Annotated in this window: 12 protein-coding genes and 1 CRISPR repeat array; of the genes, 5 read left to right on the forward strand and 7 right to left on the reverse strand. The window is 42.6% G+C overall.

Annotated features, from left to right (window positions below; all coding sequences use genetic code 11):
• Positions 1 to 16 precede the first annotated feature (16 nt).
• Positions 17 to 403 (reverse strand): metal-sensitive transcriptional regulator, encoded by a 387-nt coding sequence (locus ADA42_RS03235; protein WP_004938826.1) that lies wholly within the window; start codon positions 401 to 403, stop codon positions 17 to 19.
• 65 nt (positions 404 to 468) lie between these two features.
• On the opposite strand from ADA42_RS03235, the gene ADA42_RS03240 reads away from it, so the two are divergent.
• Positions 469 to 2,862, forward strand: coding sequence for a heavy metal translocating P-type ATPase (locus tag ADA42_RS03240; RefSeq protein WP_048763553.1), 2,394 nt, complete (start codon positions 469 to 471; stop codon positions 2,860 to 2,862).
• Between the two features lie 7 nt (positions 2,863 to 2,869).
• Complete coding sequence (locus tag ADA42_RS03245; RefSeq protein ID WP_048763555.1) at positions 2,870 to 3,082, forward strand: heavy-metal-associated domain-containing protein; 213 nt, start codon at positions 2,870 to 2,872, stop codon at positions 3,080 to 3,082.
• Between the two features lie 54 nt (positions 3,083 to 3,136).
• Here the strand turns inward: ADA42_RS03245 and ADA42_RS03250 are convergent, their stop codons facing one another.
• Both ADA42_RS03250 and ADA42_RS03255 read right to left on the reverse strand, forming a co-directional pair.
• A complete protein-coding gene (locus tag ADA42_RS03250) occupies positions 3,137 to 7,633 on the reverse strand; it encodes a translocation/assembly module TamB domain-containing protein (protein WP_048763557.1) in 4,497 nt (1,498 codons plus the stop codon).
• 24 nt (positions 7,634 to 7,657) lie between these two features.
• Positions 7,658 to 10,339 (reverse strand): autotransporter assembly complex protein TamA, encoded by a 2,682-nt coding sequence (locus ADA42_RS03255; protein WP_004948221.1) that lies wholly within the window; start codon positions 10,337 to 10,339, stop codon positions 7,658 to 7,660.
• 169 nt (positions 10,340 to 10,508) lie between these two features.
• Between ADA42_RS03255 and ADA42_RS03260 the strand changes: the two genes are divergently transcribed.
• Together ADA42_RS03260 and coq7 are read left to right on the forward strand one after the other, a co-directional pair.
• Positions 10,509 to 11,831 (forward strand): MFS transporter, encoded by a 1,323-nt coding sequence (locus ADA42_RS03260; protein ID WP_004938840.1) that lies wholly within the window; start codon positions 10,509 to 10,511, stop codon positions 11,829 to 11,831.
• Positions 11,832 to 11,835: 4 nt separating this feature from the next.
• Positions 11,836 to 12,471, forward strand: coding sequence for a 2-polyprenyl-3-methyl-6-methoxy-1,4-benzoquinone monooxygenase (coq7, locus tag ADA42_RS03265; RefSeq protein ID WP_004938843.1), 636 nt, complete (start codon positions 11,836 to 11,838; stop codon positions 12,469 to 12,471).
• Positions 12,472 to 12,611: 140 nt separating this feature from the next.
• Here coq7 and ADA42_RS03270 read toward each other — a convergent pair whose 3' ends face one another.
• From ADA42_RS03270 to ADA42_RS03285, 4 genes are read right to left on the reverse strand one after another with little or no spacing between them, the layout of a single operon-like run.
• Positions 12,612 to 13,073, reverse strand: a complete 462-nt coding sequence (locus ADA42_RS03270; RefSeq protein WP_004938846.1) for a 2-amino-4-hydroxy-6-hydroxymethyldihydropteridine diphosphokinase — start codon at positions 13,071 to 13,073, stop codon at positions 12,612 to 12,614.
• Positions 13,030 to 13,410 (reverse strand): dihydroneopterin aldolase, encoded by a 381-nt coding sequence (gene folB / locus ADA42_RS03275; protein WP_004938848.1) that lies wholly within the window; start codon positions 13,408 to 13,410, stop codon positions 13,030 to 13,032. Before folB ends, ADA42_RS03270 begins: the two co-directional genes overlap by 44 nt.
• Before the next feature lie 18 nt (positions 13,411 to 13,428).
• A complete protein-coding gene (locus ADA42_RS03280) occupies positions 13,429 to 14,727 on the reverse strand; it encodes an ABC1 kinase family protein (RefSeq protein ID WP_004948225.1) in 1,299 nt (432 codons plus the stop codon).
• A gap of 46 nt (positions 14,728 to 14,773) precedes the next feature.
• Positions 14,774 to 15,514, reverse strand: a complete 741-nt coding sequence (locus ADA42_RS03285; protein WP_152682172.1) for a HesA/MoeB/ThiF family protein — start codon at positions 15,512 to 15,514, stop codon at positions 14,774 to 14,776.
• 276 nt (positions 15,515 to 15,790) lie between these two features.
• Positions 15,791 to 16,478: a CRISPR direct-repeat array (repeat unit 28 nt; unit sequence CTTCACTACCGCACAGGTAGCTTAGAAA).
• A gap of 100 nt (positions 16,479 to 16,578) precedes the next feature.
• Between ADA42_RS03285 and mprF the strand changes: the two genes are divergently transcribed.
• A complete protein-coding gene (mprF, locus tag ADA42_RS03290; RefSeq protein WP_004948235.1) occupies positions 16,579 to 19,149 on the forward strand; it encodes a bifunctional lysylphosphatidylglycerol flippase/synthetase MprF in 2,571 nt (856 codons plus the stop codon).
• Positions 19,150 to 19,168: the final 19 nt, after the last annotated feature.

A 19,168-nucleotide genomic window follows, 5' to 3' on the forward strand; every position in this document is an offset into this window, starting at 1 on the left:
CGATACGATCAATTTTCTAGCGCATTTTTTTAATGAGCGTTAAAAGCTCATCCATGACCTCGTCTGTATTGTCATCTAACACCGCACGGCGCACACAGCCTTTAACGTGATCGTCAAGTAATTGCCTAGACACTGCGTCAAGCGCAGATCGAATGGCAGAAATTTGAGTGATGATATCGACACAATAACGATCATTTTCAATCATTTGGCTGACGCCATTGACTTGCCCCTGCACTCGACTCAATCGATTCAGCAATGCTTTTTTATGCGGTTGAATCACCTGCTTCGGACTTTGGCCAGTTTGAGTTTCAGATGTCTCACATTGCATACAAGCTGAAAGCTGAGTACTTGAATCAGCCTCTGATGTGTTGTGCTTCGAGGTGCCGGATTGAGGTTTTGACATATTGAGAGTCCTTCACAAACATACCCCATTGGGGTATTATTGATTTTATTTTACAGGAAATTAAAATGTCAGTACATACACATCAAGTGCGTCACTTTAATCTTCCTGTTCACGGCATGTCGTGCACAGCTTGTGCCATGCGGATTGAAAAAGTACTGAATCGCTTACCAGATGTTCATGCCGAGGTCAGCTTCGCCAATGAGCGTGCACAAGTACGTTTGCAAGGCAGCGCCAGTTCGATAGAAGACGTGATTCAGGGGATTCAAAAGGCAGGTTTTGCCCTTCATGAAAACACGCTTGAATTAAACATTGAGGGCATGAGTTGTACGGCTTGCAGCCAACGTATCGAGAAAGTTCTCAAACGCCAGCCAATACTGAATGCTCAGGTTAATTTTGCCACCGAAACGGCATCTGTGCGTTATGTAGAGGGCTTGATTACGCCACAAGAGATTATCTCGACCATTGAGAAAGCTGGATTTTCAGCTCAGCAAAAAAAGACAGGTATTGATACCGAAAGTGCCAATCGATCTGCCCAGTTTAAACAACAAAAATGGCTATTTTTAACTGCTGTATTATTTACTCTTCCGTTATTCATTGAAATGCTGGCGATGATGCTGGGCTACCATGAAATTATTCCGCGAGGTATACAGTGGCTATTGGCTACTCCCGTACAGTTTTGGTGTGGTCGTTTTTTTTATAAGCATGCCTTAAATGCAGTACGAGGCGGTTCTGCCAATATGGATGTATTGGTGGTTTTAGGTACCAGTGCCGCGTATTTGTTTAGTAGTGTTGTTTTGTTTTTCAACTTATCAGAGCATGTCTATTTCGAAGCCAGTGCCAGTATTATTACCCTTGTGTTATTAGGTAAATTACTTGAAGCACGTGCCAAAGCCAAAACTGGAGCAGCCATTGAGCAGCTGTTAAATTTACAGCCAAAACAGGCACATCAAGAGATCAATGGTCAAATTATTGATGTGGATGTCGATCAGCTTGCGCTTAATGATATTTTTATTGTTCGTGCTGGAGAAAGCATTCCGGTAGATGGAATAATTATTGAGGGCAATTCTGAAGTAAATGAAGCAATGCTCACGGGTGAAAGCATGCCGGTTTCCAAGCAGCCCGATGATTCACTTTTTGCAGGAACAGTCAACCACCATGGCGTACTGAAAGTTCGTGCAACTGGTATTGGTCAACACACCATGATTGCCCGAATTGTGCACATGGTGGAGCAGGCTCAAGGTTCAAAAGCAGAAATCCAGCGCCTTGCCGATCAAATTTCTTCAATTTTTGTTCCTGCTGTTCTTATTATCAGTGTACTCACCTTTGGCTTTACATGGTGGTTTACAGATACATTTACAGCCAGTCTGATCAGTGCAGTTGCTGTTTTGGTGATTGCCTGCCCTTGCGCACTCGGACTCGCAACACCCACAGCGATTATGGTGGGAACAGGGCGCGGGGCGCAATCAGGTATCTTATTTCGTAATGCACAGGCACTTGAGCATACTCAGCGCATCACCACGCTCGTGCTGGATAAAACAGGTACACTCACGCAAGGTACGCCAGTGGTCGCCAGCACCACCACACAAGCGTCTATTACAGCCAAAGTGTTTTGGTCAGTTATCAGCGCGCTTGAAAGCCATTCCGAACATCCAATTGCTCGTGCATTGGTTGATCATGCCCAACAGCTGAATATCGAATCAAATCCTGTGCAAAATATTGAAATTTTACCGGGTCATGGTATCCAAGCTGAACTTGATTCACAGCGTGTTCTACTCGGATCGCCTCGCTTATTAGCTCATCATGATGTTCAGCTTGATCAAGCATTGATCGAAAAATTTGAACAGCAAGGGCAAACTGTAATTGGTCTTGCCATAAACGGCCAGATTCAGGGTTATGTCGGATTACACGATTCAATTCGTCCAGATGCGAAATCAACAATTGCCGCACTGAAGGCTCGTGGTATTGACGTCATTATGCTGACTGGTGATACCGCACGTGTTGCACAAGTGGTTGCTGAGCAACTTGAGATTCAACATTATATCGCAGGTGTTTTACCTCAAGATAAACTCAGTGAAATCGAGCGTTTGAAGCAACCAGGTAAATGGATTGCAATGGTTGGTGACGGAATTAATGACGCACCAGCACTTGCTACAGCAGATGTTGCTTTTGCAATTGGTGCAGGTTCAGAGATTGCAATTGAAGCGGCCGATGTGGTGCTGATGCGCAATCAACTCAGCGGCTTGATTCACGCAATTGACTTGTCTCAAGCCACCTTATCTAAGGTTAAACAGAATCTTTTCTTTGCCTTTATTTACAACTCGCTTGGTATTCCTCTGGCAGCACTGGGTTTACTAAATCCAGTGCTGGCAGGCGCTGCGATGGCACTCAGTTCGGTTTCGGTATTATCGAATTCTCTGCTTTTACGTCGCTGGAAACCACGCCCTTTTTCTTCGGAGTGAAGTGATCATGTCGCATTATATTTTTCATGTTGAAGGAATGTCCTGTAGTGGATGTTCAAGTAAGATCAAGTCTGCTCTCTCTGCACTTGAGCACGTTCAAAATGTTGAGGTCGATCTCGCTTCGGCCGAAGTTAAGGTGTATAGCGATGCTGCACAAGAACTCAATCGAGATACCCTTGTAAGTACAATTGAAGACTTGGGTTTTGATGTGGTGAGCTAAATGCATCTCAATAAAAAAGGGCAATCCATTGGATTGCCCTTTTTTATTCTGGCTTTAGAAGCGCCAGTTATAGAAAATATCGAGCGATCGTTCCAGTGCCTGACTCGCTTCAAGGTATAGGCGCTTATTCACCTGATAGCGCAAGGTCAGTTTATTGACTGGCGTAAATACGCCTACACCATATCGAATAAATAAATCTGGTGTGATATAACCCGTCAGGCTGACTTGGGTATCATCACCTGTGCCTTGTGCGTCTAGAGCCAAACCGCTCAAACCGAAGGTCCGACCAATCTGATTCGTCAGTGCACGCGTTCCACCCAAGCCCATACTGATCCCTGCTGCTGCAATGGTATTGTTCACATCCGATTTAAAGCCGGCTGTATTACTTAAACTACTACTTCCTTCATTGATTCGGCCTGTCACCAAGGCATTGAGTGCCTCTTGTTCAGACAACCCTGCATCGTTGTAAATCTGAATATTCGGTACCGAAGCTGTTCCCGTGACACGTACACCGACCGTACTGCCCTGAACGCTCTTATTGGCATCGACATCAAGGGTTGGATTTGAAACAGGTCCATTGAAACGGGCAATTGCACGATTTAAATCTAGACTCTGCCCATAGGCTTCAATTTTAACTTTCTGACTCACCCCAATTGCCCCTGAGGCATTCATTGCAGTATCTAAACCGCGCTGGGTAAGGTTTAAACGACCGACCAATGGTATACGGCTATTAAAACCTTGGAAAATGACTTGATTGCCAATCGAAACGCCAATATCCGCACGAATTTGCCATGGTTTTGCCGCACGCAAAATCGCCAGCTGATCTTGGCCTTCACGCACCACGCGAACATCCGAAGAAACACCAACCACAGGTTCAGTCGCTTCAGGCATCGAAATTAATGCACGTGGTACATCGACTTTTCCTTGCACCGTTAAACGCTTACTTACAGGATACGCTTCCATCGAGATGTCCGGTGTCACCAGTGCCGTAATCAATGGCGCCTGACGAACCAGTAAATTTTCACCTTTAAGATTTAACTTGATACGCGGATCATCTTTCCAGTCGATATCTCCGGTAAGGGTGCCCGCACCACGACCACTGTTAAAAGCACCGTTAATACTTGCAGAATCTTGGCGAATAGATGAATACAACTGAATGTTAGTGAGATTGACAGGTAGCGAAATCATGCTGATTGCACCGTCTTTTAGTCGCATTTCTCCAGTTATTTGTGGCTGTGTCAGTGTTCCATTAACTTTACCCGCCAACGACAAGGTGCCTGCCATTGAGCGCACATCACTAATAAATGGTTTGAGTACTTTGAGTTGCACATTGTTAAATGCGACCTCACCCGACATCGGCATTGGTGTCTGATACGGATTAATGACAACTTTGGCATAGCCTGTACCGATTGCATCTGTTTGTACATCTAAACGCATCAGCAAACCTTGCGGAACACTTTTAGCAATCACACTTAACTGGTTATAGCTCAACGTCGATGCTGGATCTTGCGGATCAGACGCTGCCAAACCAATTTCACCATTACGCGTAACCAGCTGTGCATCGACTTGAGGCTTGCCGCCGTTGGCCCAATTGGCCTTGGCGTAACCATTGAGCTTACCAGTAATGGCCAGCCCCTCTGGCATAAATGCGGCAAAGTCATTTAAGTCTAAGTTACGAGTTGCAAAGGATACATTACCACGCTGCTGACTCAGCCGTAGCGGCTGATCAAAGCATAGCTGGCTTTGCTGGCTGGCCCAGCAATGCTGCCCCACAAATAACTCTTGGCGAGCGCGATTAAAGATTACAGCCGCATTTTGCTGCTGCTTTAATACCGCACGACGAGAATCAAATACACCTTGCTGAATCTGGCCAAGCCAGTCATTTGAGGCATTAAAGCCACCCGCCAGCTGTACATAAAACTTAGAATAGTAATTCCAGCCTTGAAGTTGAACCAGATGTGCCTTACGCGTACCAGACAAGGTAATGCCTGCATACTGGATTTGACGCGTGCCACTTTGTAAATCATTTAATGTGGCTTTGAGTGATGTTGGAACGCTCTCAGATGTTGGTAATTCACCTTGAATCAGAATTTTTTTGATGCTGATGGTGTTCAGACCAAAATTATCTACAGCCAGATTCGCCGTCGCTTTAAGCCGTGGCTGCGCCTGTAGATTTAAATAACCGTAAGCACGACCACGCAGCGGTGCATAAATCTCATTGAGTGCAGGTGCATTTACTTTTAAACGTAAATTTTGTGCATTTCCTGAGGCTTGAACTTGGTTCTTCCCATAGGCTAAAAAGAGATTATTGGCTTCAAACTGCTGCGGTAATAAGCCTTTCTGATTTGCATTGATCACCAACGCAAGATTCCCCATTCCACGAACCAGTTTATTATTGATATAGCCCGCGAGATTAAGTTTTTCCAGATTGATACGTTTGCTTTGCTCAGACCACAGCCCTTGCGTCTTTAGATTACCCGATACTTCACCACGAACGCTCGAAACAAAATAATGTGGCTTGAATCGCACCAGAGAAGCATTGATATCCCAAGCAATTGCATTTTTTAGATTCACCAGCCCGCTGGCAAAAATTTTACCTGCGACACCATCGTGCTGAAGCTGTGCGATTTTGATCAATTCAGGCGTACCTGAAATATTAAATTTGAGTAACCCTTTGCCTTGATTCAGCGCATTTAAGCCGCCGTCATATTGAACAGCGAAGCCTTTAAAACCACCACCCGATTTTTCATCGTGAAAAACCATGGCAGCCGTACTGGTACCCGTCAGTTCAATCACATCATTTGGCCCAGAATTTGCCAAGTGTCCTTTTAAATCAATCGCATTAAGCTGAATAATCTGCTGGTTGGGTTTAGCATAGCCATTGGCTTTGACTTGTCCATTCAAACGATCGACAGGCGCAGCAGTCGAGATTGATTGCGGATTGAAGTCTTTTGCCGTTAGAAATGCATTCCATTTAAGCTGACGCTTTTCAGTTGGCAACTCAACTTTCGCTTGTCCACTTAAACTACCAGTTTGCGTGGCTTTGTAAGTAAATGCCGGTATATTTAAAATATTGTCCTTTAAATCTAGTCGTGCATCGTATTGACCGGGAGGCAACGTTGCCTGTTCATGTGCTTTAATGACTGTCGCAACATGAATGTCTTGTTTATTGTCAACTAACGCCAGATTAACTTGCCCGGAATCACTACTGAGCCAACCAATGTATGGCATGGCACGATCAATTTTACTCCATGAGATATCCAGCAATAACGGCTGTGGTTTTGCCTTGGCTTCTGCCTGATTCAGCTTAACCGACCACGCTTCATATTTGTCAAAATCAAGATTGGCAGTGAGTGCCATTCCATTTTCAAGCGTTCCTTTCGAGCTAATATTGGCATCGAGTGAAGGCGGTAGAAAATCTTGAATCGCTTGCGGAATCACTTCATCTTTAGGATTTAATCGATTCAGACGACCATTCACATCCCATGTCACACGATCATGCCATCCCACATAACCGGCTAAATTGACAGATCCTTTCATGAGCTGACCATTGAAATCCTGAATGGTTAATCCATTGACCAGATCCGTTTGCATATTGGCAGTATATTGCCCTTCAGGGATGTTTTCGCCCTTTAAGTCTGTATCAAGCGTAAGGGCCATTGACTGGACATCCCCTTTAAATTTTGCAACGCCGTTTTTGGCAAAAAGCTTTTGCTCGACCAACAATGGAAGATGATAGTTCTTAAACTGAAGCTCACCAAACATTGGCACATGATCACGCACAGGATGCACCACGACCCATCCTGTAAGTAAATCTGGTGTATTGGTTGCAACACCTGCCTGAATCGTGTCTAAAGTCCCTTTGGCCGCCACTTTAATGGTTTTAATATTCAGGCTATTTAAGGATGGTAAACTCAGATCACCTGTAAGCGACAGCGGATATTTCCCACTAAAGGTCATTTGGCCTGTGGCATTTTTTACCGCCAGATAGCCCATATCGAATTCTGAATCTTCAAACTTTAACTCTGTGCCCGACCATAATGCATCTTTGAGATAGATATCATTAAAATCAACATGAGTTCCGCTGGTTTGAATACGCAAGTGATCCACATTAGCTTCATTCACACGCAAAATAAATGGCAGTTTGATTTCGCTAAATTTAAATGGTTCTCCGGTAGGCTTGGCATAGCTGATAATCTGCAAATTTTTCACATCAGCATGGCTTAAATGCACCTCTTTATTGATCAGTGCACGCCAACCCAGCCCAATATCGGCATGATCTATTTTTATATCGAGTTCTTTGAGTTTGACTAAGATATTACGCAGAATAATACCGTTGAGCAGATTTCCACCTTCGTATTCGTAGCGAATAATTTGCTGGCGTTCCATCACCCGATCAAGCAAAAATTTACTCCCACGGTCCGTCGATACCATGATGGTCAAGGCAGACACTAAAAACAGCAGAATAATGCCGAATGTAAATAAAACACTTCTTAAAATACGGCGTTTTTTTTCTGGTTTTTGAGCTGGTTGCTGTTCGAATTCACCCATAATGATCCTAGTACAAATTTTGTTTTAAAGTTGTGGGCCAATAAAGAAATGTAAACGAATCGGATGGTTTGGATCGGAAATCCCCGATGCCACATCGATACGAATTGGTCCAACAGGTGATTTCCAGCGAATCCCCACCCCTACACCATATTCTGTTGGTGTATTAAAATCTTTATCGTAAGCATTACCAAAGTCAGAGAATACCGCAGCTCGCCAACCCTCTTTGAACTGATAATTATATTCAAGTGATCCAACAGCCAAGGCTTGCCCACCCACCTTATAGCCAAATTCGAGTGGTGCAAGGCTCTTATAATCGAAGCCGCGTATGCTTTCATCTCCACCAGCAAAGTAGCGCAAATTGTATGGTACTTTCTCGAAGTCATTGGTGAAGATATAGCCTAAATCTGCTCGTCCGACAAATTGGTGATCGTCATTTTCACCTACTGAATAAATAGCACGCCAAGCGGCAGCTGGCATAATAATATTGGCATCTGAAATCAGGGCATCACTTGCCACCTGAAGCTTATAGGTTTGCTTAAAACCCTTGGTCGGATTGATATTGTTATTGCTACTGGTTTTAGAAACTGAATAGCCAAATAGCAAAGCCTGTTGATTTGGATCGGAACCAGGCACCTTAAATGCATCTGGCAGACTAGATTCATCAACCGTACCGCGCTGGTTAAGTGAATCAACGCGATAGCGAACGCCATAGGTTTGTTGCCAACCGCCCAGTGGATTTTTGATAATACGCTCTGCACCAATCACAGCAGTCTGAGTTTCAAGGGTGACGTTTGGTCCAATATCATTGTCAAGTTCACGCTCAAACCCACCCACAATACTGATGTAATCATTGAGCGGATGTTTATAGGGAATGTTATAACGCACATCGACCGCTTGACGAATTTGCGAGACTTCCATGTTGGCATCGAATGAGTGACCACGACTATTTACGATCGCACGGCGATACTGACCACGCACTCGAAATCCCGTATCGGTTCCGTAACCAAAACCAGTTTCGATACTGTTTAAACGATCTGCATTGAGTGTCACAATCACAGGAATTTTCTTTTCTTCACGCGCTTTATTTTCAAGCTGATTACGCTCAGACTCTTGTTCTTTTTGCTCGCTACGCTGTAATCGTAATGCTCGATCTTGATTGTCAGACGCTTGTGTGCCAGCAAACTCTGCTTCATCTACAACATTTTGCGTCACTTCATTTGCAGACACAACTTTTTTACCCTGTTGCGGGCTTTGTTGTAACGTTTGTGATTGATTATCTTGATCCACCAAGGCCTGTAAATCTGGCGGCAACTCTAATGGCTTTTGAATCGGGTCTGGTTTAATTGTATCGACCAAGGTGTAGTTAAAGTAACGGGAGTTGGTCAAGTTGTTGGCCAGTGCATTGACACGCCAGAAAGTGTAGTCGTCTCCCTCTTTCCAAGGTGTCATGCTGAGCAATACATCCATATCGAGGGGAATTTTCTTCGAAGGATCACTCATTCGAAATTCAACATTACCCAACTGATAACGCTCGCCTGTTTCATACTTTAAATTGATGTCGGCTGTATTTTGAGGTTGATTAACACGCACATCATGCAAGCGCCAATAACTATCAAAAAATCCGTTATCTGAGGCCACTGTCGCAATACGTGATTTTGTTTCTTCGTATTTTCCGTGATTTAAAATATCGCCCACGTCTTGTTCAGGAACAAGTCGAATCACTTGGAATTGAGGCAGCGATGCACCTGAGCCAGTGAAGTCGATATTTTGCTCTTCAATTTTAACTGGCTCATGCGGTATAACATTGACACGAACTTTGGAGTCGCTCAACTTTTCAAATTTAAACTCGGCGTTGTAATATCCCACCGCCTGCGCAGCCTGATTCGATAAGTTACGAAGTTGCGGTAATGAGCTATTAAAATCTTGAAAAGCTTCTTGAGAATAACTCGATAACTTCGCCTTAATATTTGCAGCCAGCTCAGTTGGAGCACCTTTTACCTCTGCCGTAATACGAGGAATGGATTGTCCGCCAAGGTCTCGCTTTGGCTTAATCTTATCGATAATTCGTTTAAAGAATCCCTTTTTTTCTTCGGGTTGGCTGGCTTGTTGCAGACTGGTTCGTTCAAGCGTTTGACCAGTGGTATTGGCCTGAACATTAATCTGGCTATCCGAGCGGATTTGCTGCATCAGATTATCAACATTAACGGGAGCCTGATTAATCTGTGCCAGATCTTGCGATGGATTGGTCGTGGCAGATGTCGCTGTAGTCGGTGCTCTTGATGCAGTGGCCTGAGCTTCTGCTTTGGCTTGCTCTGCAACACGGTAAATTTCGTTGGCCATTGCCGAATCTACGGCAGTCGATGGTAAATTTTCAAGATCTTCAAACTCTATTGGTTTGAATTCTGCAATTGTTTTTGAAGATTGCGCTTGTTGTTGCAAGATTGCCAAACTATCCTGCTGGTTAGGTGCTGTTGTTGATACACTCGTGGCAACGTTATTATTAAGATCATTAGAGTCGATTGTAGGCTGAGTCTGCGATGAACTCGAAGCAGCAACAGATGGGTTTATTTCTTGAGCGTAACTGGTCGACACCGTCAAACCCAATAACATGCTCGTGTAGATGAGTTTGTTCAGGTCATGTACATTTAATATAAAACGTACAGACTGGGCAAGCGCGGACTGTTTAAATTTTTTGGTCGCAAGCATGTACAATGAACTCTAAACTTATTTTATTAATGGACTGCACAAATGTACCGATAATACTGATAAATCAATTGATTTTTCACTCGATCAACTATCGAAGTATCATACATGATTTTGAAGCAAACTTAACAAGGCAATGACACTTCTTAATAAAACGCAATGAAATATACACATGATGAAAAACAATGAACATCTCCTGAGCACTCGTCGTTTTTTGCCGATGTTTCTCACCCAGTTTTTTGGCGCATTGAATGACAATGTGTACAAACAATCCTTGTTGCTGGTCATTACCTATGGCTGGATCAGCCAGCAAAATGCCAGTGTGAGTACCTTAAACAATCTTGCTGCGTTATTGTTTATTTTGCCTTACTTTATTTTTTCTGCAACGGCTGGGCAAATTGCGGATAAATATGAACGCGCTCAGTTGGTTAGAGCCATTAAGATTCTTGAAATTGTGATCATGCTAATCGGTATGGCAGGCTTCTTAACGGGTCATTTGTATTTACTGATGATTGCGCTTTTTATGATGGGCATTCACTCCACTTTTTTTGGGCCGATCAAATACGCAATATTACCAGAGATTTTAAAACCCAATGAACTCATGTCTGGAAATGCGCTGTTTCAGTCGGGCACTTCAATTGCAATTTTACTCGGTATGATTTTGGGCGGTGCAGTGATTGCGTCGTCAGATGGCAATTTACTATGGATCAGCCTAATGGTGGTCGGCATTGCCCTGATTGGGTACATTTGCAGTCGCTTCGTACTTAAACAAAAAGTATCTGCGCCTGATATTAAAATCGACTGGAATTTTTTTAGAACCAGTTTGCAAACCATTCGCTATGCCAAAAGTCTACCGCTGATTTTCACCATTTTGCTTGGAAACTCATGGTACTGGTTTTACGGTGCGACCTATCTTACCCAGATTCCCCAAATGACCCAACAAAACCTGCATGCTTCTGAAAATGTTGTGAGTCTTTTGCTCACCTTTTTTTCGGTAGGCATTGGGGTGGGATCATTGCTGTGCCGTAAAATTGGTGGGTCTGAGCTTAACATCAAGATGGTTCCGATTGGTGCGGTTGGCCTGACTGTATTTGCCTTTTATCTGGCCGCAAGTTTGTCGTTTGTTCCAGAACGAACCGGCGCCTTGCTCAGCCTTAAAGAGATATTCACCTCCGGACAAGTGTATTATCACGTCATGCTGGCTGTCACTTTACTGGGAATTAGCGGTGGATTTTATATTGTACCGCTCTATGCCATGATGCAAGCCTATTCTCCTCGCTCTCACCGCGCGCGCGTAGTGGCAGCCAATAATATTTTAAATGCCGCATTTATGGTGAGTTCTGCCATTTTTTCCATTGTCATCTTAAGTATTTTAAAAATAGACATTAAAATATTATTTATAATTACAGCCATATTCAGTGCAGTATTTACATTCTGGCTCTTACGTAAACTTCCACCCATGCTGCATAATGCTCAAGATACTTTAGAGGACTAATCCTATGCGTCAGTACAATGGTGTTGATCGACTCATTCAATCTTTTGATCAGGCGTTGCGCAGCTTAGTACCAGGCGCAACAGCTGCCCAGCGCAGCAATCCGGCAGACAACGCATCGACGCATTTAAGTGTCAGCGATGCACGCCATGTCGCAGGTTTGATGCGAGTTAACCATACTGGTGAGGTCTGCGCGCAAGCGCTGTATCATGGGCAGGCACTGACCGCAAAATTGCCAAATGTCCGTGATGAAATGAAACAAGCTGCGCTAGAAGAACAGGATCATTTGGCTTGGTGTGAAGACCGGCTTAAAGAACTAGACAGTCTGCCAAGTTTATTAAACCCAGTTTGGTATGGTCTTTCATTTGGTATGGGTGCTATTGCGGGAATAGCAGGCGACAAATATAGCTTGGGTTTTGTTGCCGAAACAGAACGTCAGGTGAGTCTGCATTTGCAAAGCCATCTAGACCAGCTACCTGCTCACGATGATCGATCTAAACGTATCTTAGAGCAAATGAATCAGGATGAACTACATCATCGCGAATCGGCACTTGAGGCTGGCGGTGTTGAATTGCCATTTGCAGTCAAAATTACCATGACTGCGATTTCCAAACTCATGACGACAACCAGTTATTATATTTAATTTGCATATCAAGCAATCGATTAAACGCCCCTTTAGTTCGCATTCATTCGTGCGATACTAAAGGGAATCGATGTTAATCAAGCTTGATTTTTTATATTTAAATAGATGTTTGAAGATAAATAACAACTAAAAAAAATCGATCAATGCGTCGATGCATAAAAATGATCAGTTTTAAAATCAACCACTGGAAAATTACACACTTCAACCGCAAGGGCAGGATTTTGCCACAGCGTAGAAAGTGGAATTTTCACATCAAGTGCCAACGGCATTTTTTTAGGATTAAACTGCATTTGATCGAGCTGCTTACCCCATGCGATTAAGTCGATATCTAAACTGATCTGGTGTGAAGGTCGGATACGCCCCGCTTGTGCCTCTAAATGCTTAAGCTCGACTTCAATCTCGGCAGATGTCTTGTTTGAGATGAGCAAACAGGCCGAATTCCAATAATCTTGACCGACATCATCTCGGCATGGAATGAGATAAACATCTGAAAACTGCACCTCACCCCACGACTGAATCACCCGATAAGCCTGCGCGAAATGCTGCTCTGGCAGATGATTACTCGCCAGTGCGAGCGCAAAAATGTTTTCGTTGGCGTTCAAGGCGAATTCCTACCGACTGAGCTTCTGCAATAATCGCAGGTTTACGAATGGTAATAATGATAGATTCAATCGTGGGAAAAGTCTCAAACAATTTTTTTAAGACCAGATGGGCGGCATGCTCAATCAGTTTAGGCTGAGCATGCTCGATTGCATGTGCAGCTAATTCACAAATCAATGCATAGTTAAGCGTATCATCTAGCTCATCAGATTGTGCTGCCCGTTGCAGATCGTTATGAATGGTCAAATCGAGTAACAAAGGTTGCTTGATTTGACGCTCCCAATTAAAACAGCCTACGACGGTATTGACCTTTAGGCCTTCAATAACAATGGCATCCATAACGAACGAACTCGACACTTAATGCTTTAACAACGATTGTGGCTCCATAGTTTGAACCATTTTCAAACGCTGGTCTGCATAAATATCGGTATAAGGTGCAAGGATGCGCATAAACCGATCAAAATACAGCATTTGTTTAAATAGAAGCGCAAAGTCACGCGGAAATTTAATGCCGTGACGCTCACCCACCGCCACCACATCAAGCATGATGTCGTTTAAATCAGAGGGTTTCGACGCGAGAATATCTTGTGGATCGGCAAGTAATACACCACTAAATAGTCGTTCAAGATCTTGCGCGAGCACCGTCGTATCGACTTGAGTATCGGTCATGCCCATTTTGAGCATATTTTCAGCCATGGCCGTATAGTCGGTTTTTTGTAAGGCATCCATAAAAGCCAGACATGCTGTCCAGACTTGTGGGTTGAGTTGACCTACAATACCAAAATCGATAAACCCGATACGTCCGTCTTCAAGCAGCATCAAATTCCCTGCATGTAAATCGGCATGAAAGCTTTTGCACAGCATCAAACTACCAAACCATGTGTTCATGGCAGTAATCAGCACTTGCGAAGGATCTTTAGAGTATTGTTTTACAACATCAAAATCCGTAAGTGAAACGCCGTATAAGCGCTCCATAGTCAACACGCGACGCGTCGAGAATTGATGATAAACTTTTGGGGCAGTTGCGGCTTGATTGTTGGTGAGTTTAAGATAAGCAGTAAAGTCATCTAGGTTTTGCGCTTCTTCGATAAAATCGACTTCACGAATCATTCGAATTTTGATTTCTTCAACAATGTCAGATAGCGATGCAAACTTCACCTTAGGAATTGCACGTTCAAACATACGTGTCGCCCAATGCACCACATTGAGATCGGTATACAAGATGGTTTCAACACCCGGCTTTTGTACTTTAATGACTACATCTTCACCAGTGATCAGCTTGGCAGCATGAACCTGCGCAATAGATGCCGAAGCCAGCGGTTTTTCATCAATCGATGCAAAAATTTGCCCTAAATCACGCCCCTCGAACTCGCTGTCGAGTACACCTTGAATATAACTAAAAGGGAGCGTTGGCGTTTGATCTAGGCATCCTTGAAATTCTTCGACATACTCACGAGGAAATAACGATGGCGTACTGGCAATAAACTGACCTAATTTAATATACGTCGACCCTAGTGATTCAAAGGTTTCACGCATCAATTTTGCATTACTCGGCTTTTCAACTGCATATTTATAGCCAGCTTTAGCTGCAAAAAAAGCGGTTTCGCCAATTCGTGCAACCGAGCGCAGTCCATCTAACAGAATATTTTTTTTCATATGATTCAATGATATTTAACTCATTGGACAGTGTATCAAACTGAGTTTAGTTTACAGACAAACTTGCCTGACAAGTGGAACAATTTGTATCTTTTTCAAAATGTAAAATACGCTGTTTCATGCTGAGTCCATCCCAAAGCAATAACTTTTCTTTGAGTGGGCTTTTGTCTAACCCCAGATATAGCAGCGCATGATGCGCCTGAAGTGAGGCCATGACTACGGGTGTGGTGGCGAGCACTCCTGAATCTGCGCAGCGTAAGCCTTCATCTGCCATTTTCTCTTTTGGAAACAAGCATTCGTAGCAGGCCGAATCCGCATCGACCATAAAGAGTTGACCTTGAAATCCAATCGCAGATGCACTAATTAATGGTATTGCATTTTTTTTACATGCTGCATTCACCACATAACGCGTTGTAAAATTATCACAACCGTCTAATACCAAATCTTGCTGTCGAACGAACTCATCGGCATTGCTTTGGTCGAGCTTACCCACATAAAACTCTACACGGATATGCGGATTGATTTGCATCAGACGTTTTGCCAAAGTATCGGATTTAAACTGCCCGATATCGGCAGGTGTAAATGCGATTTGACGTTGCAAATTACTGGTTTCAATGGTGTCGGCATCAATCAGCGTGATTTTGCCTACGCCTGCTCGAGCCAGTAGCTCTGCTGTTGTACAACCGATTCCACCCGCGCCTACTATCAAAACATTGGCGAACTTTAGTTTTTCTTGAGCATCTAAATCCCATCCATCGAGTAAAATTTGTCTGCTATATAAATGCATTTCGGCATCATTTAGCTCTAAATCCAGATTGTCCTGATTGTTCACTCGTGATTATCCCAATTTATCAATACCAAATTCATCGCCATGATTATAAAGACAAGCTTGTGTTGTGAGATGTTTTATTTTGACAAAAGTGAACTTTTACTCCAATATTTTACTTACTCTTTAACAGTTAAATAAAATCAAAGACTTAGTTAGAGCTAAAATAAAATAGGTCTTTTTATTTTACTTGCTTTAGTGTATTGTTTTTAATATATATTTTTATATTTTATTACTCTTCACTACCGCACAGGTAGCTTAGAAATTTAACGTCAACAACCATCCCATCCCATGCATCTTCACTACCGCACAGGTAGCTTAGAAATACAGCTTTAAAAGCAACACCAAGGGCATCGGCTTCACTACCGCACAGGTAGCTTAGAAAATTAATAATTGTTGAAGAAGTATCTGCACCAACTTCACTACCGCACAAGTAGCTTAGAAAATCACCAAGCAAGGCCCTGTAAATGTTGTTGACTTCACTACCGCACAGGTAGCTTAGAAAACGAATACAACGACTTCACTGTCAGTGAAGATCTTCACTACCGCACAGGTAGCTTAGAAAAGAGCAAAATCCTGCTGCCAACATGGGTGCGGCTTCACTACCGCACAGGTAGCTTAGAAATCACCAAATCCCGAGCATAAAGAAACCAGACCTTCACTACCGCACAGGTAGCTTAGAAATGAGCTGCTCATGGGCCTACGCTCATCTGAGGCTTCACTACCGCACAGGTAGCTTAGAAAGACGTGTGTCGAGCTTCGTGGGCCGTTTGTGACTTCACTACCGCACAGGTAGCTTAGAAAGCTATCAAAGGCCAAAGCTACAGGCCGATTGGTCTTCACTACCGCACAGGTAGCTTAGAAAATTTTCCAATTTTAAACTTCAATAAAATGATCCTTCACTGCCGCATAGGTAGCTTAAAAAGTTTGACGACTCAAAATCATCAATATTCAGGTAGGTATTTGATTAAAAATGCATATACTTAAATCAACAACAATAGTTTAGATTTTGGCACTTTTTTCTTATGCTCAAACAGCCCTTCCTCAAAAAGATAATTCAATATGCGCCAGTCATTTTATTTTGCATAGCATTATTTATCATACATAAAGAACTTGAAACCCATGAGTTTTCAGGCTTACTTAAACACTGGAACAATATTCCTTGGTCAATCGCGCTAATGGCATGTGGTTTGACATTAGCCAGCTATCTATTTCTTACACTTTATGATGTTTTGGCTTTAAGGTCATTAGGATATCGCAACATCAAATATAGATATATTCTGTTCACTTCGTTTGTCAGCTTTGCTATCAGTAACAACACTGGGCATGCATGGGCCTCTGGGGGTTCAATCCGCTATCGTTTTTATCAAAAAATGGGCGTTCAGGGCTGGGATATTGCAAAAATCTCGGCTTTTTTAAGTCTGACTTTTTTTATTGGTCTGATGACACTTGGACTAATTTCAATTGTGCTTGCCCCAGCAAATGTACTCGATCACTTAAATCAGCTACATCTCTTTTATATTTTAATCTTGTTGAGTGCAGGATTTTTGATCATGTATTGGAGCATCGTTTTTCTTATCAAAAAGCCAATAAGAATTAAAAACCTCAGTATCGATCTTCCTTCCCCCAAAACTGCTTTTTTACAAACTTTACTGGCCTGTTCAGATCTTATCTTGGCCTCTACTGTGCTCTGGATATTGCTAAAAGATATTCCAGGCATCAACTTTGAAAGCTTTATCGTTATTTTTATCTTGGCTCAGCTTCTAGGTTTAGTTTCTCAAGTACCCGGTGGTATTGGCGTTTTTGAAGGTTCTTTTTTGTGGCTTTCCAGCAATGTATTGGCAACAAGCCAACCCGCGATTGCAATTGCATTGGTTTTGTATCGGGTGATTTATTACTTTTTACCTTTATTCATTGCTGGAACCCTACTGGTTTTAAAAGATTTTTATCAGCATCGAAGTAAACTTATTCAGGCAGAAAAACTCGCAACACGAATAATTCCTTCTATAGTGCCGCAAATTTTTGCCTTATTTTTATTTTTAAGCGGTGCTTATCTATTGGTTTCAGGGGCTTTACCCACTTTACCCAATAATCTGCACTGGCTGAGTAATTTCATCCCACTGCCAGTACTGGAACTGTCGCACTTAATGGGCTCACTCGTTGGGGTATTATTGCTATTTCTAGCACGGGGTATTTATCTCAAACTAGATGCAGCATGGTACGGCGCATTAATTCTTTTGGCATTGGCAATTTTAAGCTCAGTTTTGACAGCAAGTGGCTGGGTTAAAGTTGTTGCATTACTCATTATTTTTGTTTGTATTTTAATTTCTCATCGTTATTTTTATCGAAAATCATCACTGTTTGAGCTATCACCAGAGCCTTTTTGGCTCATCAGTATCGTTCTTGTAGTCGCCGGTAGTACATGGCTAGGCTTTTTTGCCTATCATCATGTTATCTACTCTGATGATCTATGGTGGCAGTTTTCCTATAAAAACGATGTTTCACGATTTTTACGTTCATCTATCGTAATTGCAGTACTTCTAGTTGCAATATTTATCTGGCAATTATTTGGAATTTCCCGACCTGAACATATTGAACAACTTGATGAATCCGAACTTAACGATATAGAAAATATTCTCCATCAGACTCATGATACCCAAGGCTTTTTAGCATTACTGGGAGATAAAAAAATCTTCTGGTCAGAGGATCGATCCGCATTTATTGCCTACGCAACGACCAAAAAATACTGGATTGCAATGGGAGATCCGGTAGGCACTTCGTCGGCATTTGGCGAACTCCTTTGGACATTCAAAGAACAGGCCGATCGGTTTGGTGCCAAAATTGTTTTTTATCAAATTAGTGAAGAATATTTACCGATTTATCTTGATCTTGGACTAAGTTTACTCAAATTAGGCCAAGAAGCTCGCGTTGAATTATCACAATTTGGACTGGAAGGAAAAAAACGAGATAACTTGCGCCGAGGTCGAAATAAATTAATTAAACAAAACTATTACTTTGAAGTACTTGAACGAGATGCCGTGGTGGCCAATATTAATCGACTGAAAGAAATTTCTGATGCTTGGCTGACACAAAAACAGGTTCGTGAAAAACGATTTTCGTTAGGTTTTTTTAGTGAAGCCTATATCTGCCGAACGCGGGTGGCAGTTGCACGATCACCTGAAGGTCAAATTATGGCTTTTGCCAATCTGTGGGAAACTTTTTCACATGAAGAGCTTTCTATAGATTTAATGCGTTATGACCCATTGGCTCCAAATGGTGTGATGGATTTTATATTTGCGGAGCTAATGCTATGGGGAAAAACGCAGCAATATGTCTGGTTCAACTTAGGTGTAGCTCCATTGTCTGGTTTAGAGCGGCATCCTCTTGCGCCACTTTGGCACAAAATTGGCACCACGATTTTTGATCTGGGTGAAGAATTTTACAATTTTGAAGGTCTTTATGAATATAAAGCTAAATTCAATCCGGTGTGGCAATCACGTTATTTAGCAACACCCGCTGGCTTGTCTGCTCCCTTTACCCTGTTAACCATCACGCGTTTAATTGCAGGCGGATGGAAAGGAATTATCAAAAAATAGCCACATCTCCATTAAAAGG

Source organism: Acinetobacter sp. 243_ASPC (assembly GCF_001054715.1).
Taxonomy (GTDB): Bacteria; Pseudomonadota; Gammaproteobacteria; order Pseudomonadales; family Moraxellaceae; genus Acinetobacter; species Acinetobacter soli.

Excerpts from the sequence above, each read along its gene's own strand:
- ADA42_RS03235 (WP_004938826.1), bottom strand. The coding sequence starts at position 403 with ATGTCAAAACCTCAATCCGGCACCTCGAAGCACAACACATCAGAGGCT.
- ADA42_RS03245 (WP_048763555.1), top strand. The coding sequence starts at position 2,870 with ATGTCGCATTATATTTTTCATGTTGAAGGAATGTCCTGTAGTGGATGT.
- ADA42_RS03285 (WP_152682172.1), bottom strand. The coding sequence starts at position 15,514 with ATGCATTTATATAGCAGACAAATTTTACTCGATGGATGGGATTTAGAT.
- ADA42_RS03240 (WP_048763553.1), top strand. The coding sequence starts at position 469 with ATGTCAGTACATACACATCAAGTGCGTCACTTTAATCTTCCTGTTCAC.
- ADA42_RS03280 (WP_004948225.1), bottom strand. The coding sequence starts at position 14,727 with ATGAAAAAAAATATTCTGTTAGATGGACTGCGCTCGGTTGCACGAATT.
- folB (WP_004938848.1), bottom strand. The coding sequence starts at position 13,410 with ATGGATGCCATTGTTATTGAAGGCCTAAAGGTCAATACCGTCGTAGGC.
- ADA42_RS03250 (WP_048763557.1), bottom strand. The coding sequence starts at position 7,633 with ATGGGTGAATTCGAACAGCAACCAGCTCAAAAACCAGAAAAAAAACGC.
- mprF (WP_004948235.1), top strand. The coding sequence starts at position 16,579 with ATGCTCAAACAGCCCTTCCTCAAAAAGATAATTCAATATGCGCCAGTC.
- coq7 (WP_004938843.1), top strand. The coding sequence starts at position 11,836 with ATGCGTCAGTACAATGGTGTTGATCGACTCATTCAATCTTTTGATCAG.
- ADA42_RS03260 (WP_004938840.1), top strand. The coding sequence starts at position 10,509 with ATGATGAAAAACAATGAACATCTCCTGAGCACTCGTCGTTTTTTGCCG.
- ADA42_RS03255 (WP_004948221.1), bottom strand. The coding sequence starts at position 10,339 with ATGCTTGCGACCAAAAAATTTAAACAGTCCGCGCTTGCCCAGTCTGTA.